This window comes from Klebsiella pneumoniae complex sp. WS1778 (assembly GCF_049472055.1).
GTDB lineage: Bacteria > Pseudomonadota > Gammaproteobacteria > Enterobacterales > Enterobacteriaceae > Klebsiella > Klebsiella quasipneumoniae.
This window is the reverse complement of the sequence record NZ_JBKGTJ010000003.1, coordinates 530,893-547,351: the sequence shown is the minus strand read 5'-3', so window position 1 is coordinate 547,351 and position 16,459 is coordinate 530,893. Positions and strand designations below refer to the sequence as shown.

Annotated in this window: 14 protein-coding genes; 5 read left to right on the top strand and 9 right to left on the bottom strand. The window is 59.5% G+C overall.

Features of this window, described 5'->3' with window-relative positions; genetic code table 11:
• Positions 1-9: 9 nt before the first annotated feature.
• From ACLEXF_RS17235 to syd, 8 genes are all read right to left on the bottom strand, one after another.
• Positions 10-1,149: a glycerate kinase gene (locus ACLEXF_RS17235; RefSeq protein WP_004205570.1), complete on the bottom strand. Its 1,140-nt coding sequence runs from the start codon at positions 1,147-1,149 to the stop codon at positions 10-12.
• A 72-nt stretch (positions 1,150-1,221) separates the two neighbouring features.
• Positions 1,222-2,562, bottom strand: a complete 1,341-nt coding sequence (gudD, locus tag ACLEXF_RS17230) for a glucarate dehydratase (RefSeq protein WP_407259609.1) — start codon at positions 2,560-2,562, stop codon at positions 1,222-1,224.
• An 18-nt stretch (positions 2,563-2,580) separates the two neighbouring features.
• Positions 2,581-3,921, bottom strand: coding sequence for an enolase C-terminal domain-like protein (locus ACLEXF_RS17225; protein ID WP_023319020.1), 1,341 nt, complete (start codon positions 3,919-3,921; stop codon positions 2,581-2,583).
• Between the two features lie 2 nt (positions 3,922-3,923).
• The gene (locus ACLEXF_RS17220; RefSeq protein ID WP_004205562.1) at positions 3,924-5,276 is read right to left on the bottom strand and encodes an MFS transporter; all 1,353 of its coding nucleotides are present in this window, start codon (positions 5,274-5,276) and stop codon (positions 3,924-3,926) included.
• A 470-nt stretch (positions 5,277-5,746) separates the two neighbouring features.
• Positions 5,747-6,190 (bottom strand): flavodoxin, encoded by a 444-nt coding sequence (locus ACLEXF_RS17215; RefSeq protein ID WP_004205560.1) that lies wholly within the window; start codon positions 6,188-6,190, stop codon positions 5,747-5,749.
• A gap of 4 nt (positions 6,191-6,194) precedes the next feature.
• Entirely contained in the window at positions 6,195-6,989 is a 795-nt protein-coding gene (gene truC, locus ACLEXF_RS17210) for a tRNA pseudouridine(65) synthase TruC (RefSeq protein ID WP_004205557.1), read from the bottom strand.
• Positions 6,989-7,318 carry a YqcC family protein gene (locus ACLEXF_RS17205; protein WP_002915249.1) on the bottom strand — a complete coding sequence of 110 codons (330 nt, stop codon included), beginning with the start codon at positions 7,316-7,318 and terminating at the stop codon, positions 6,989-6,991. Before ACLEXF_RS17205 ends, truC begins: the two co-directional genes overlap by 1 nt.
• Before the next feature lie 632 nt (positions 7,319-7,950).
• A complete protein-coding gene (syd, locus tag ACLEXF_RS17200) occupies positions 7,951-8,496 on the bottom strand; it encodes a SecY-interacting protein (RefSeq protein ID WP_004205553.1) in 546 nt (181 codons plus the stop codon).
• 68 nt (positions 8,497-8,564) lie between these two features.
• Here syd and queF point away from each other — a divergent pair, with 68 nt between their 5' ends.
• The 5 genes from queF (at position 8,565) to ACLEXF_RS17175 (ending at position 15,185) form a co-directional block, all read left to right on the top strand.
• Positions 8,565-9,410, top strand: a complete 846-nt coding sequence (gene queF, locus ACLEXF_RS17195) for an NADPH-dependent 7-cyano-7-deazaguanine reductase QueF (protein ID WP_017899188.1) — start codon at positions 8,565-8,567, stop codon at positions 9,408-9,410.
• Between the two features lie 111 nt (positions 9,411-9,521).
• Positions 9,522-10,889, top strand: coding sequence for a nucleotide 5'-monophosphate nucleosidase PpnN (ppnN, locus tag ACLEXF_RS17190; protein ID WP_004205551.1), 1,368 nt, complete (start codon positions 9,522-9,524; stop codon positions 10,887-10,889).
• A gap of 500 nt (positions 10,890-11,389) precedes the next feature.
• Positions 11,390-12,679, top strand: a complete 1,290-nt coding sequence (locus ACLEXF_RS17185) for an HAAAP family serine/threonine permease (RefSeq protein ID WP_004205549.1) — start codon at positions 11,390-11,392, stop codon at positions 12,677-12,679.
• A gap of 65 nt (positions 12,680-12,744) precedes the next feature.
• Positions 12,745-14,112, top strand: coding sequence for an L-serine ammonia-lyase (locus ACLEXF_RS17180; RefSeq protein ID WP_017899189.1), 1,368 nt, complete (start codon positions 12,745-12,747; stop codon positions 14,110-14,112).
• A gap of 131 nt (positions 14,113-14,243) precedes the next feature.
• The gene (locus ACLEXF_RS17175) at positions 14,244-15,185 is read left to right on the top strand and encodes an aliphatic sulfonate ABC transporter substrate-binding protein (RefSeq protein WP_004205545.1); all 942 of its coding nucleotides are present in this window, start codon (positions 14,244-14,246) and stop codon (positions 15,183-15,185) included.
• 45 nt (positions 15,186-15,230) lie between these two features.
• Here ACLEXF_RS17175 and ACLEXF_RS17170 read toward each other — a convergent pair whose 3' ends face one another.
• A complete protein-coding gene (locus ACLEXF_RS17170) occupies positions 15,231-16,454 on the bottom strand; it encodes an acyl-CoA dehydrogenase family protein (RefSeq protein WP_064183183.1) in 1,224 nt (407 codons plus the stop codon).
• Positions 16,455-16,459: the final 5 nt, after the last annotated feature.

Genomic DNA, 16,459 nt, shown 5'->3' with positions numbered 1-16,459 from the left:
ATCCCTCAATTACAGCTTACCGCCCATCTGCAAAACCGCGGCGACGTTTCGCGCCGTCATCCGCAGATTGGCGGCGGCATTGGCCAGCGCTTCATCCAGAGTGCAGATGGTGTACAACACGCTGAATACCGCATCCAGCCCGTGCTGATGCACGACGCCGACATCGGCGGTCAGGCTGCCGGCAATCCCGATCACCGGTACGTTAAATCGCTTCGCCACCCGGGCCACCCCCACCGGCACCTTACCGTGGATAGTCTGACTGTCGATACGCCCTTCGCCGGTGATCACTAAATCAGCATCCGCCACCCGCTCCGCCAGCTGCAGCGCATCGGTGACAATCTCAATGCCCGGGCGCAGCTGAGCGCCGCAAAACGCATACAGCGCCGCGCCCATCCCGCCCGCCGCGCCGCCGCCTTCCAGGCTCAGCACGTCGCAATCTAAATCACGGGCGATGATCCGGGCATAGTGCCGCAGGCCGCCGTCAAGCCGGTCAATCATCTGCGCCGTCGCCCCTTTTTGCGGGCCGAATACCGCGCTGGCGCCCTGCGGGCCGGTCAACGGGTTGGTAACGTCGCAGGCCACTTCAATCCGACAATCTGCCAGCCGTGGATCCAGCTCGCTAAGATCGATGCGCGCCAGCGTCTCCAGCGCACCGCCCCCTGGCGCGATCTGCTGACCGTCGGCGGTCAGCAGTTTCGCCCCCAGCGCCTGCGCCATGCCGGCGCCGCCGTCATTGGTCGCGCTGCCGCCAATGCCAATAATGATCTGCCGCACACCAGCGTCCAGCGCATGGCGGATGAGCTCCCCGGTGCCCCAGGAGGTGGTCAGCAGCGGGTTACGCTGCGCCGGGGGAACGCTTTCCAGCCCGCTGGCCGCCGCCATTTCGATAAAGGCGCACTGGCGATCGCCGGACAGCCCATAAAATGCCTCTACCGGCTCCCCCAGCGGCCCGGTCACCGTCAGCGGAACCTGATGCCCGCCGGTCGCCGCCACCATGGCTTCCACCGTCCCTTCCCCGCCGTCGGCAACCGGCAGCCTGACATATTCCGCGTCAGGATAAATCTCGCGAAAGCCTTGCTCTATCGCACTGGCTACTTCCAGCGCGCTCAGGCTCTCCTTCCAGGAATCCGGTGCGATCACTATTTTCATCTGCAGTCCTTACTCTGAGCTAACCCTTGTGGCTATCGCGCAATGCCGGCCCCCGCAGAGGCCGGCGGCCTTTTAGCGCACCATGCATGGACGCTTGTTGTCAAAGGTCCAGCCCGGGATCAGGTACTGCATCGCCATCGCATCATCGCGGGCGCCAAGACCATGTTTCTTATATAGCTCATTTGCCTGCATTACGCGGTCCATATCCAGCTCAACCCCCAGACCCGGCGTGCTCGGCACCTGCACCATTCCGCCTTTAATTTCAAACGGTTGTTTGGTCAGACGCTGATTGCCCTCCTGCCAGATCCAGTGGGTATCGATAGCGGTGATCTTGCCCGGCGCCGCAGCCGCAACGTGGGTGAACATCGCCAGCGACACGTCGAAGTGGTTATTAGAGTGCGAACCCCAGGTCAGGCCAAACTCATGGCACATCTGCGCCACGCGAACCGATCCCTGCATGGTCCAGAAGTGCGGGTCCGCCAGCGGGATATCCACCGACTGCAGGGAGAGCGTATGGCCCATCTGCCGCCAGTCGGTAGCGATCATATTGGTGGCGGTCGGCAGGCCCGTCGCGCGACGGAACTCCGCCATCACTTCGCGGCCGGAGAAGCCCTGCTCAGCGCCGCACGGATCCTCCGCATAGGCCAGCACTCCCTTCAGCTGCTTGCCAATCTGAATGGCTTCTTCAAGCAGCCAGGCGCCGTTCGGATCGAGGGTCACGCGGGCATTCGGGAAGCGCTTCGCCAGGGCGCCGATCGCTTCGGCCTCTTCAAAACCGGCCAGCACGCCGCCCTTCAGCTTAAAGTCGTTGAAGCCATATTTTTCATACGCCGCTTCCGCGAGGCGGACCACCGCATCCGGCGTCATCGCCTCTTCATGGCGCAGGTGATACCACTCGCATTGTTCATCCGGCTGGCTCTGATAGGCCAGCGGCGTGGCGTGGCGGTTACCGATAAAGAACAGGTAGCCCAGCATTTCAACTTCGCTGCGCTGTTGTCCATCGCCGAGCAGCGAGGCGACGTTGACCCCAAGGTGCTGGCCCAGCAGGTCCAGCAGCGCCGCTTCGATTCCGGTCACCACGTGGATGGTGGTGCGCAGGTCAAAGGTCTGCAGGCCGCGGCCGCCGGCGTCACGGTCGGCGAACTGATTGCGCACCGCACCGAGCACGTTTTTATACTCGCCCAGCGTTTTGCCCACCACCAGCGGAATGGCATCCTCCAGAGTCTGGCGAATTTTTTCGCCCCCCGGAATTTCACCGACGCCGGTATGGCCGGCGTTATCTTTGATAATCACGATATTGCGGGTGAAGTACGGAGCGTGGGCCCCGCTCAGATTCATCAGCATACTGTCATGGCCGGCAACCGGGATCACCTGCATGGTGGTGACAACGGGCGTGGAAGAGAAAGTCGTCATAGCATCATCCTTTTGTAATTAGTGGCGGCCGAAAACGGGACGTTTGCGGTCGAATGTCCAGCCGGGGATCAGGTACTGCATCGGGCCCGCGTCGTTGCGTGCGCCGCCCGGCAGCGCTTTATAGGCCTCATGGGCTTTGCGCACCTGCTCCCAGTCAAGTTCCACGCCGAGTCCCGGCGCGTCTGGCACGGCAATCTTGCCGTTAATAATCTGCAGCGGATTTTTGGTCAGGCGCGCCTCGCCTTCCTGCCAGATCCAGTGGGTGTCGATGGCGGTGGGCTGACCCGGCGCCGCGGCGCCGACGTGGGTAAACATCGCCAGGGAAATATCAAAATGGTTGTTGGAATGGCAGCCCCAGGTCAGCCCCCATTCGTCGCACAGCTGCGCCACCCGTACCGCGCCGGAGAGCGTCCAGAAGTGCGGGTCCGCCAGGGGAATATCGACGGCGTTGAGCATCACCGCATGACCCATCTCGCGCCAGTTAGTGGCGATCATATTGGTGGCGACCGGTAGCCCGGTGGCGCGGCGGAACTCGGCCATCACCTCCCGGCCGGAAAAACCCTGCTCGGCGCCGCACGGATCTTCGGCGTAGGTCAGAACATCCTGCAGCCCTTTGCACAGGGCGATCGCCTCATCCAGCAGCCATGCGCCGTTAGGATCGACGGTGATGCGCGCGTCCGGAAAGCGCTTTTTCAGCGCCCGGGCGGTGTCAATTTCCTGCTCGCCGGGCAGCACGCCGCCCTTCAGCTTAAAATCTTTGAAACCGTAGCGATCCTGAGCGGCTTCCGCCAGGCGCACCACCGCTTCGCTGCTCAACGCCTGCTGGTGGCGCAGGCGATACCATTCGTGATCGCCCGGCGTATGGTCCAGATAACCAAGGTCGGTTTTCTGCCGATCGCCGATATAGAACAGGTAGCCCAGCACGGTGACGGCATCACGCTGCTTGCCCGGCCCCAGCAGCTCGCAGACCGGCACATTGAGCACCTTGCCGAGCAGATCGAGCAGCGCGGCCTCCAGCGCCGCTACCGCGTTGACTTTCAGTTCAAAGGTCCACGCCCCTTTGCCAAAGGTGTCGAAATCCGCCGCCTGATTGCCTTTGTGTACCTGCTGCACCACGCGATTCAGCCTGGCGACCTCCTGACCTACCACCTGCGGGATCGCCGCCAGCAGCGTCTGGTAGATAACCTCACCGCCAGGGGCTTCGCCCACGCCGGTGTTGCCGGCGTTATCGGTCAACACCACGATATTGCGGGTAAACCAGGCGTTATGTGCCCCACCGATGTTCAGCAGCATGCTGTCGTGTCCGGCCACCGGAATGACCTTCATCTCTGTAATAATCGGGCTGGATTGGGTAGTCATGATTAACGTCCCGCTACAGGTTTCAGTTCAATACGTTTGATGTCGCCCACCAGCACCAGGTAGCTCAGCACTGCCACCAGGGCATGGATGCCGACGTAAACCAGCGCCCCGTTGAACGAGCCGGTGGTGCCGACGATATAGCCGATAGCGATCGGAGTGACGATACCGGAGATATTGCCGAACATGTTGAACAGGCCGCCGGAAAGACCGCTAATCTCTTTCGGCGCGGTATCCGCCATCACCGCCCAGCCAAGCGCGCCGATCCCTTTGCCGAAGAAGGCCATCGCCATAAAGCCAATCACCATCCACTCCACGTTGACATAGTTACACATCAGCATGGTCATGGAGAGCAGCATCCCCAGTACTATCGGCGTTTTGCGGGCAATGTTCAGCGAGCCGGTGCGGCGCATTAACCAGTCAGAGATCACCCCGCCCAGCACCCCGCCGACGAACCCGCACACCGCCGGAACGGAGGCGACAAACCCCGCTTTGAGGATCGACATGCCGCGCGCCTGCACCAGGTAAACCGGGAACCAGGTAATAAAGAAATAGGTCAGGGCGTTAATGCAGTACTGACCGATATAGATGCCGATCATCATCCGCGATCCGATCAGCTGCTTGATTTGGCCCATTTTGACGCTGAACGGCACCTTCTGCGCGCTGCTCTTTTGATCCATGTTGATCAGGGCGCCGCCTTCGGCGATATATTCCAGTTCCTTCTTGTTTACTCCCGGATGGTTGTTCGGATCGTGGATCACTTTCAGCCAGACAAAGCTAATCACAATCCCCAGGCCGCCCATAAAGAAGAAGACGTGCGACCAGCCCACCTCATGCGTCAGCCAGCCCATGATCGGCGCGAAGATAACGGTGGCAAAGTACTGAGCGGAGTTGAAGATCGCCACCGCCGTGCCGCGCTCCTGCGCCGGGAACCAGGCGGCCACGATACGGCTGTTACCCGGGAACGACGGCGATTCGGCCAGGCCAACGAGGAAACGCAGGGTAAACAGCGCGACGATAATGCCAAAGCCGCTGAAGATGTCGACGAAGCCCTGCAGCAGGGTAAACATCGACCAGATGAAGATCGACCAGAAATAGACGCGCTTCGAACCGAAGCGGTCGAGCAGCCAGCCGCCCGGGATCTGGCCGATGACATAAGCCCATGAGAACGCGGAGAAGACATACCCCATCCCCACCGGATCCAGGCCGATATCTTTGGCCATTTCCGAACCGGCGATCGACAGCGTCGCCCGGTCGCCATAGTTAAAAGAGGTGACGATAAACAGCATCACCACTATCCAGTAGCGGGCATTGGTGCGCTTTTCAGCCGCCGTCGCCGCCTGACTTAATGAACTCATTGTTGTACTCCTGAATCATAGCGTTTAGCTACGTTCATTCTGAACAGCACAACCTGTAGGGTAATCAGAATGACGTGGTCGTGTTTTGATAGTTGTCGTTATATCTGGCACTGCATTTGTCACTGGCTGGAGCAGTATATGAAGAGGCACACCGCGGCTCACCGTGCATCTACACAGCTTTTATGCCGCTATTGCAGGTGGTTTATGGCGTATGCCTGAAAGAATGGGGGGAAGTTCACGGAAATGAAAAACCAGCGCCGCGGGTGGTCAAAAGGGCAGCAAAAAGAGCCGGAGTGTGAAATACCTCTCTTGACGCGGTGAAACTGGCTAGCTTAACCCATGATATTGCTAAGGATATTGTGCATTTGCCTGAAGGCGTGCGGCCCGAAAAGGGCTACACTTTTGCTGTCCGCGTATCTGGCCGCGACAGCTTGAAAGGGCGCCCTCTGCGTAGGGAGAGGGCAGCGCTTTTATTCTAGCAGGGTAGCCCACTGCTCAACCCATGGATTAGAGACGCTCTCCGGCTCCGGATCTTCGCTGGCGTCAATCTTCAGCATCTCGCCGATGCGCTTCGCGCCCTGCTCCTGCAGTAGCTGATCGAACTTCAGGCCGCCGCCGCAAAAGTTGGCGTAGGTGCTGTCGCCCAGCGCGATAATGCCGTAGCGCAGGTGAGGTTGATACATATCTTTGATGCCCTCATACAGCGGGACGATGCTGTCCGGCAGATCGCCCTGCCCGGTGGTGGAGGTGACCACCAGCACATACTTCCCCGTATAGGATTCCCAGTCGTTGACCTGCGGATCCTCATACACGGTAGCCTTGTGTCCCAGTCCGCTGAGGATCGCTTCTGCTTCTTCCGCAACCAGCAGCGAGTTGCCGTACATGGTGCCGACAAAAATTCCGACTTCCGCCATGCTATTATCTCCCAGGATTGTCCTTATTCTCTTCATCCTGACCGCAGTCGTCGGCAAACTCAACCCTTTCATTTAGCGGGAGAAGCCCGCGCCAGCCAAACTGCGACAGCGCACGCATCCAGACGTCGTCAAAACCGGCGCGCAGGGTCAGCGGCTCACCGGTAAAGGGATGAGTTAACGACAGTTCGCTGGCGTGCAGCATCAGGCGGTGGCAGCCGAAATGCTCCGCGGCGCTGCGGTTTTGCCGCAGATCGCCGTGCTTGCTGTCGCCGAGGATCGGATGACGCAGGTGGGCCAGATGGCGGCGCAGCTGGTGCTTGCGGCCGGTTTTCGGCTCCAGTTCCACAAGCCCGTAGCGCGTGGTGGGATAACGCCCGGTAGCGACCGGCATCTCTACCGTCGCCAGACCACGATAATGGGTCACCGCCGGCTGCGGGCCTTTATCTTCGCGGGCGAACTTATCGGCGATTTTATCCAGCTCTTCCACCAGCGGATAATCGAGCAGCGCCTCTTCCATCAGCCAGCCGCGGACGATCGCATGGTAGCGCTTCTGGATCTGATGCTGCTCGAACTGCTGCGCCAGCAGCCGACCCGCCTCGCTTGACAGTCCCATGAGCAGGACGCCGGAGGTGGGCCGGTCGAGGCGATGGGCAGTAAAAACGTGCTGACCGATCTGGTCGCGCACGGTCTGCATCACCACCACTTTCTCATCGCGATCGAGCCAGCTGCGGTGCACCAGCCAGCCCGACGGTTTGTTGACCGCCACCAGCCAGTCGTCCTGGTAGATTATCTCCAGCATCAGGCCTGCTCACCGGCAAACAGCGCGTCCAGCAGCAGCAGCTCCGCCAGCATGGATTCGCGAACCGGGTGGGCTTGATCCAGCGCCATTTCGTAATACGGCGCAACGGCGAAATTTTGCGGCAGCGGCTGGCCGCTCTCCAGCAGCTGATGCATACGCGGGATCAGGACCCACTGCAGCCACTCCAGCGGCTCCAGGGTATCCAGGCAAAACGGCTTATCGCTGGCGAAGGCGCTGCTGTCCGGCGCCGTCTCCTGCCAGTGCTCTGTTTCGCGCAGCAGGGCTTCAATGGCGCGCAGGCGATCGCGCACGCTATCGTGAAGAGTCATGGGGGAAACCTCGATGAGTTAAAAACCGGGCGCAGGATAGCAAATCCGCAGGAGAAATAAAAAAAGGGAGCACTGTATAAACAGTGCTCCCGGTTCGTTTTGCAGCATTCCCGCTACATTGGTGCTCCCTGCTCGTCCTTGAAAACTTTTCCTGAGGTCTCCTGACCATGTTCATCCATAAACTCGTGCATCCTGCTTTCACACCACCCCGATGTGAAATGACTTATCCTTAAGTTTGTCCCGATCTTCCTGATCCACCGTTCATCCTGAGCGGCTCTCATTCTCCATCCTGGAGGTGTCCATTACGCGATCCTGCGTTATCCTTGCTTCATCCTGAAGCCTGTCCTTGCAACGCCATCCTGGCGGGTCCTGCAGAAGCGCCATCATCCTGATGTTCGCTTCATTTCGCGACTTCCTGTCGACAGACATAGGATCACTGATTCTGCCTCTTCTTACAACCCTTCTTGAGACAATCTCTTAAGATTAGTCCCCACTCAAAAGGACGAAAAAATTAAGATCTAATTTAATACCAATAACTTAACAAAAAAAGATTGGATTAAATTTGCCTTAAATGATGATGATCTCTTACAGGTTTTGTAAGAGATCTCTCACAAATGACCAGGCAGACTGGATTACAGCACCGGCTCAAGCTGGTTGAGGAAACCCGCAAGCGAGGGGGAAAGGGTGAGGCGTTTGGCGGTGCCGAGGGTCTCTTTGACGACTTCACCGCTGAGATTACAGACGGAAATGACATCCAGTTCACTCTCGAGGGTAGCGATGAACAGCGTCGGCGCCAGCTTCAGCCGCTTCTGCACCACCAGGTGCCCGATGAGGTTTTCCTGCACCCGCTGGAAATCCTCTTCACTCCAGGTCTGCAGCAGCGTTAGCGTTTCGCCGGCGAACCGGCCGGTCATATCGCCGGCAAACTGAGTGGTATAATAAGAATGAAGCGGCTGTTGTACCACAATATCCAGGGCGCGTTCAACCGCACTGATATTTTGCGCCAGCGAAAACGGCTGCGGCTGCCAGAAAACGGCCTCGTCCTGGGTGTCGACGACGCAAGGCGACGGAACGCCGTAAAGCTCTTCACTGCGCGGCAGGCTGTGGCGCTGCTGCTGCCAGGCGGCGCAATAACGTTGGGTAAAAGCATGCAGCGCTTCTGCGGTCTGATGGTCCACCGGTTTCTCTCTTCACGTTAGACAGGATACACTGGGGTAATAGTGTACCCGCTTTACTATGGTGAAACATGTCTTCTTACGATAATCATCAGGCGCTGGCCGGCCTGACGCTCGGTAAATCAACCGATTACCGCGATACCTATGACGCCTCGCTGCTGCAGGGCGTTCCGCGCAGCCTTAACCGCGACCCGCTTGGCCTGCATGCCGACAACCTGCCGTTTCACGGCGCCGATATCTGGACGCTCTACGAACTCTCCTGGCTGAACGGCAAAGGCCTGCCGCAGGTGGCCGTCGGCCACGTCGAACTGCCCGACACCACCGTCAATCTGGTGGAATCAAAAAGCTTTAAGCTCTATCTCAACAGCTTCAACCAGACGCGTTTCGCCAGCTGGCAGGAGGTTGAAGAGACGCTAACCCGCGATCTGAGCGTCTGCGCGCAGGGCGAGGTCAAGGTGTCGCTGTATCGGCTGGATGAACTGGAAGGCCAGCCGATTGCCCACCTGCACGGCGCCTGCATCGACGATCAGGATATCGAGATCGATAACTATCAGTTCAGCGCCGACTACCTGCAGGGCGCCGCCAGCGGCAAAATCGTGGAAGAGACGCTGGTCAGCCATCTGCTGAAGTCCAACTGCCTGATCACCCACCAGCCGGACTGGGGCTCGGTGCAGATCCAGTATCGTGGGGCGAAAATCAACCGCGAGCAGCTCCTGCGCTATCTGGTTTCTTTCCGCCACCATAACGAATTCCATGAGCAGTGCGTCGAGCGCATCTTTAACGATATTCTCCGTTTCTGCCAGCCGGAATCGCTTTCCGTTTACGCCCGCTATACGCGACGCGGCGGTCTGGATATCAACCCCTGGCGCAGCAACGGCGACTTTTCCCCCGCCACTGGCCGCCTCGCCCGACAATAATAAATAATTTCACAATATGCGTGCGTTTAGGCGCGCGCAAGGTTGTGGAAACGCCGCTCGCAGGGCTATTGTAATCACAGGAAGACCATAAGCGTCCTGTAAGGAGTTCACTTGATTACACATGTTAGCCCGCTTGGTTCAATGGATATGCTGTCGCAGCTGGAAGTGGATATGCTTAAGCGCACCGCCAGCAGCGACCTGTATCAACTGTTTCGCAACTGCTCGCTTGCTGTGCTCAACTCGGGGAGCCTGACCGATAACAGCAAGGAGCTCCTGTCCCGTTTTGAAAATTTCGATATTAACGTGCTACGTCGCGAACGCGGCGTGAAGCTGGAACTGATCAACCCGCCGGAAGACGCCTTCGTTGACGGGCGCATTATTCGTTCCCTGCAGGCCAACCTGTTCGCCGTACTGCGCGACATCCTCTTCGTGTACGGCCAGATCCACAATACCGTTCGCTTCCCGAACCTCGATCTCGAAAGTTCGGTCCATATCACCAACCTGGTGTTCTCGATCCTGCGCAACGCCCGCGCGCTACACGTCGGCGAAGCGCCGAACATGATCGTCTGCTGGGGCGGCCACTCGATCAACGAAAACGAATATCTCTACGCCCGCCGCGTCGGTACGCAGCTGGGACTGCGGGAACTGAATATCTGCACCGGCTGCGGGCCTGGCGCGATGGAAGCGCCGATGAAAGGCGCCGCCGTCGGCCACGCGCAGCAGCGCTACAAAGACAGCCGCTTTATCGGCATGACCGAACCGTCCATTATCGCCGCAGAACCGCCAAACCCGCTGGTCAATGAACTGATCATCATGCCGGACATCGAAAAGCGTCTGGAGGCCTTCGTGCGCATCGCCCACGGGATCATCATCTTCCCGGGCGGCGTCGGCACCGCCGAAGAACTGCTCTACCTGCTGGGTATTCTGATGCATCCGGATAACAAAGCGCAGGTGCTGCCGCTGATCCTCACCGGACCGAAAGAGAGCGCTGACTACTTCCGCGTGCTGGACGAATTTATCACCCATACCCTGGGCGAATCCGCCCGTCGCCACTACCGGATCATCATCGACGACCCGGCGGAAGTGGCGCGGCAGATGAAAAAAGCGATGCCGCTGGTGAAAGAGAGCCGTCGCGAGACCGACGACGCCTACAGCTTCAACTGGTCGATTCGTATCTCGCCGGACCTGCAGATGCCGTTTGATCCGACCCATGAAAACATGGCCAACCTCAAACTCTCCCCGGACCAGCCGGTGGAAGTGCTGGCCGCCGACCTGCGCCGCGCCTTCTCCGGCATTGTCGCAGGTAACGTCAAAGAGGTGGGCATCCAGGCCATCGAGCAGTACGGTCCATACAAGCTGCACGGCGACCCGGAGATGATGCGCCGCATGGACGATCTGCTGCAGGGCTTCGTCGCCCAGCACCGCATGAAGCTTCCTGGCGGTACCGCCTATATTCCCTGCTACGAAATCATCGCCTGATTTCCGTCCCGCCGGGGCAGCGCCTGTTGCCCCGGCGGGCACGCTTTCTCTGACTTCCAAAACGCGCCAAAAACCTTTCTGTGACTAATCAAACACCTGAATTGTTTTTACATAGCCAATCGTTTGCGTTGGTAAAAACTGCGACAATTATCACTGCAAAAAATGGTTTTAAGCGCAAAAACGTCGACCACTTCTCTTTTTTACAGTAAATCCCTCGTTATTACGCCGCCCCGCTTTTATCTCATATGCTGCAAATGGTAGCCTGCGCGCCACAAATCGCTGGCTGATCACCAGAAACAGGCTGTTGGACTAAAAATACGCACATTGAAAGTGGATTATTGCATTTGAGATCGCGATCACTGATGCATAAACCATATAAATGTATCTTTCCGGCCCAATTATTACGGAGAAAATTTCTAAAAAAACCGTAATTAAACGAATTTCGTGTTACGCAATTGTATTTGTTCATTAGATTTTGTTGATTCCTCCAGGAGATACAGATGGAAACCACTCAAACCAGCACCATCGTTTCGGGCGAAACCCGCAGCGGATGGCGTAAAACCGACACCATGTGGATGCTGGGCCTGTACGGTACAGCGATCGGCGCGGGCGTCTTGTTCCTGCCGATCAACGCCGGCGTCGGCGGCATGATCCCCCTGATTATCATGGCGATTCTGGCCTTCCCGATGACCTTCTTCGCCCACCGCGGTATGACCCGCTTCGTGCTCTCCGGCAAAAACCCGGGCGAAGACATTACTGAAGTGGTTGAAGAACACTTCGGCGTAGGCGCAGGTAAGCTGATTACCCTGCTCTACTTCTTCGCTATCTATCCAATCCTGTTGGTCTACAGCGTGGCGATCACCAATACCGTCGAAAGCTTCATGGCGCACCAGCTGCACATGACGCCGCCGCCGCGCGCTATTCTGTCGCTGATCCTGATCGTCGGCATGATGACTATCGTGCGTTTCGGTGAGCAGATGATTGTAAAAGCGATGAGCGTGCTGGTGTTCCCGTTCGTTATCGCCCTGATGGTGCTGGCGCTGTACCTGATCCCGCAGTGGAACGGCGCGGCGCTGGAGACCCTCTCCCTTAGCGGCGCCTCCGTCACCGGCAACGGCCTGCTGATGACCCTGTGGCTGGCGATCCCGGTAATGGTCTTCTCTTTCAACCACTCGCCGATCATCTCCTCCTTCGCGGTTGCCAAGCGTGAAGAGTACGGCGAAGGCGCCGAGAAAAAATGCTCCAGCATCCTGGCTCGCGCCCACATCATGATGGTGCTGACCGTGATGTTCTTCGTCTTCAGCTGCGTCCTGAGCCTCTCTCCGGCAGACCTGGCGGCGGCGAAAGAGCAGAACATCTCGATTCTGTCTTACCTGGCGAACCACTTTAACGCGCCAATCATTGCCTGGATGGCGCCGATCATCGCGATGATCGCCATCACCAAATCCTTCCTCGGCCACTACCTTGGCGCCCGCGAAGGCTTTAATGGCATGGTGATTAAGTCCCTGCGCGGTAAAGGCAAATCGATCGAAATCAACAAACTGAACAAGCTGACCGCGCTGTTCATGCTGGTTACCACCTGGATTGTAGCGACGCTGAACCCGAGCATCCTCGGCATGATCGAGACCCTCGGCGGCCCGATTATCGCGATGATCCTGTTCCTGATGCCGATGTACGCGATTCAGAAAGTGCCGGCGATGCGTAAATACAGCGGCCACGTCAGCAACGTCTTCGTGGTGATTATGGGTCTGATTGCCATCTCCGCGATCTTCTACTCGCTGTTCAGCTAATTCAGTCAACACCTCCCCCCGCGCCGCTGAACGGCGGCGCGCTTTCCGACAGCACGGGAATACATATGATCAGCGTATTCGATATCTTTAAAATCGGCATTGGCCCTTCCAGCTCCCATACCGTTGGACCGATGAAAGCGGGCAAACAATTTACTGACGACCTGATCGCGCGCGGCCTGCTGGCCGAGGTGAGCAAAGTCGTCGTCGACGTCTACGGCTCCCTCTCCCTGACCGGTAAAGGCCACCATACCGATATCGCGATTATCATGGGGCTCGCCGGCAACCTGCCGGACACCGTCGACATTGACGCCATTCCGGGATTTATTCAGGACGTTAACACCCACGGTCGCCTGATGCTGGCCAACGGCCAGCACGAAGTGGACTTCCCGGTCGATCAGTGCATGAATTTCCATGCCGACAACCTGTCGCTGCATGAGAACGGCATGCGCATCACCGCCCTGGCCGGCGACCAGGTGCTCTACAGCCAGACGTACTACTCCATCGGCGGCGGCTTTATCGTCGATGAAGCGCACTTCGGCCAGACCACTGACGCGCCGGTGGCCGTCCCTTACCCCTATAAAAACGCCGCCGACCTGCAGCGTCACTGCCGCGAAACCGGGCTGTCGCTCTCCGGCCTGATGATGCAGAACGAACTGGCGCTACACAGTAAAGAGGCACTGGAGCAACACTTCGCCGCGGTGTGGGAAGTGATGAGCGCCGGGATTGAGCGCGGCATTACCACCGAAGGCGTCCTGCCGGGCAAACTGCGCGTTCCGCGCCGGGCCGCCGCGCTGCGCCGCATGCTGGTGAGCCAGGACACCACCAACAGCGACCCGATGGCGGTGGTCGACTGGATCAATATGTTCGCCCTCGCGGTGAACGAAGAGAACGCCGCCGGCGGCCGGGTGGTAACCGCGCCGACCAACGGCGCCTGCGGTATCGTGCCGGCAGTGCTGGCCTATTACGACAAGTTTATCCGCAAGGTGAACAGCAACTCCCTGGCCCGCTATATGCTGGTGGCCAGCGCGATTGGTTCGCTGTATAAGATGAACGCCTCGATCTCCGGCGCCGAAGTGGGTTGCCAGGGTGAAGTGGGCGTCGCCTGCTCAATGGCGGCGGCCGGTCTGGCGGAACTGCTGGGCGGTAGCCCGGGCCAGGTGTGCATCGCGGCAGAGATCGCTATGGAGCATAACCTCGGTCTGACCTGCGACCCGGTCGCCGGCCAGGTGCAGGTGCCTTGCATCGAACGCAACGCTATCGCCGCCGTGAAAGCGGTCAACGCCGCGCGAATGGCGCTGCGCCGGACCAGCGAGCCGCGCGTCTGCCTCGATAAAGTCATTGAGACCATGTACGAAACCGGCAAAGACATGAACGCCAAGTACCGGGAAACCTCCCGCGGTGGTCTGGCGATGAAGATCGTCGCCTGCGATTAACCTGCTGGCCCGCCACGCGTCGCCGCGGCGGGCCCTCTCACCCACCTTTTGTTATATCAATTAAAATTTAGTTATTTAATGGTTATAAGCGCTGTTTGTTACCTTACGCAAAACGCTAAGGAGAACAGACAATGTCCAACCGATTCCGCCCCGCCTGGCTGCTGGTCCTCGCCGCCCTTTCCGCCTCCGCGCTGGCCAAAGCGCCGGAGACCGTCAACATCGGCTATCAAAAGGCGAACATCTTCGCGCTGCTGAAATATCGCGGCACCCTGGATGAGAGCCTGAAAAAACAGGGCATTGCCGTCCGCTGGGTCGAATTCCCCGCCGGTCCGCAAATGCTGGAGGGGCTCAACGTCGGCAGTATCGATCTGGCCGCCACCGGCGATGCGCCGCCGGCCTTTGCCCAGGCGGCGCAAGCCGATCTGGTCTACCTTGCCCACTCCCCCGCTAACCCAAAAACGGAAGCGATTGTGGTCCCGGAGCAGTCGACGATCCGCAGCGTAGCCGATCTGAAGGGCAAGCGCGTGGGGCTGAACAAGGGGTCCGACGTCAACTACCTGCTGGTCGCCGCGCTGGAAAAAGCGGGCCTCAGCTATAAAGACATCACCCCGGTCTATCTGCCGCCGGCGGACGCCCGCGCCGCTTTCCAGCGCGGGGCGATTGATGCGTGGGTGATCTGGGATCCGTTCCTCGCGGAAGTGGAAACCAACGCGAAAGCGCGACAAATAAGCAACGCCGAGGGGCTGGTGCCGCACTACACCTTCTATCTCGCCAGCCGTAAGTTTGCGGATACCTACCCGGAGACGGCAAAACAGGTGGTGGATGAGCTGGGTAAACTCAGTGTGTGGGCGAACAGCCATCAGGACGAGGCCGCCGGCCTCCTGTCGACCTCAACCGGGCTGGATAAAGCCATCTGGCTGAAGACCCTGGCCCGCCTGCCCTACGGCGCTGAACGCATGACGCCGGCGGTGTATAACGAACAGCAGGCGCTGGCGGATACCTTTACGCGCATCGGCCTGCTGCCGGTGAAAGTCGACGTACGCAGCGCCACCTGGTCGCTGGATAAACCTTAGTTTTCCCGGCGGCGGGAGGCATTGCGCCCCCCGTCGCCGACGGACTTATCCCGCCGTTTTCTCACCATTGCCAATCTGCCAGATGAAGGTCGGCGCCTCACCGTTCACCAGCCAGTTTCCGATATTGCGCGCCTTGTAAATCACCGGATTATGCGAGGCGACCGTCCGCGCATTGCGCCAGTGACGGTCCAGCGCCAGACGGGTACGCGTATCCGACGCCCCGAGGGCATTGAACAGCTCCGTCGCCGCCCGCGGGATCCAGTCGCTGGCGATCACCTGCGCCTGCGCCGCTTCCACTTCCGCCAGCTGGTTGCGCCGGGCGATCAGCGCTTCGTCGTCGCTGACGTGCGCCACATAGGCCTGCTGCAGCGATTCCGCGGCCTGCAGGACCGCGGCCCGGGTCGCCCATGCCCAGCTGCTAATCTGCCCAACGACCTGCAGAACCTGGGCATCATCGCGCGGTACGGCGGCGTTGCCGTGGCTGTACATCCGGGACCGGTGTTTGACGCCCTGCGCGGCATCCCGCTCAACCGCCAGGCCGATGCCCGCGAGGGTCGCCAGCAGCACATGCTGATAGAAGGCGGTCTGATAGCGAAAGCGCTGGGCAAAGTCGTAGACGTGGTCGGTTTCCACCCGGGCGTCGGTGAAGCGGGTGGTCCCGCTGCCGGTCAGCCGCTGGCCAAAGCCATCCCAGTCATCTTCCCGCGCCACGCCGGGCTGTTGGGTGCTGACCAGGGCAATCACATCGCCACCGGTATCGCTGCGCCGGGCAAACACATCGATCCAGTCGGCGTACAGCGCGCCGGTGCTGTAGAACTTCTCGCCGTCGAGTCGCCAGCCGCCCTCTGCCGGCGTCACCCGAGTGTTCACGTCCCCCAGCTTAATCGCGCCGATCTCCGTCCAGCCGCTGCCCACCAGCTCGCCGTCAAGGAAGCGACGAAACCAGCGGTCGCGCCCGGCGGAATCCGGCTGATTCAGCTGATCTTCCACAAAAGCAAAGTGCGCGCGCAGGGCCTGCGGCAGGTTAGAATCCGCTTGCGCCAGCTCAATCAGCAGCGCGCTGAGCTGCGGCAGCGAAGCGCCCCAGCCGCCCTTCTCGCGCGGGATACGCAGCGTGCCGAAGCCCGCTTCTTTCAGCCAGCGGATCGGCTCCTCGGGCAGAACGCGCTGCTGTTCGCGTTCCGCGGCGCCCTGGGCGATGCGGGTGAATATCGGGCGGAAGGCGGCCGCCAGCGCGTCATAATCGGTGCCAGTGGAGAGCAAGGTCATAGTCG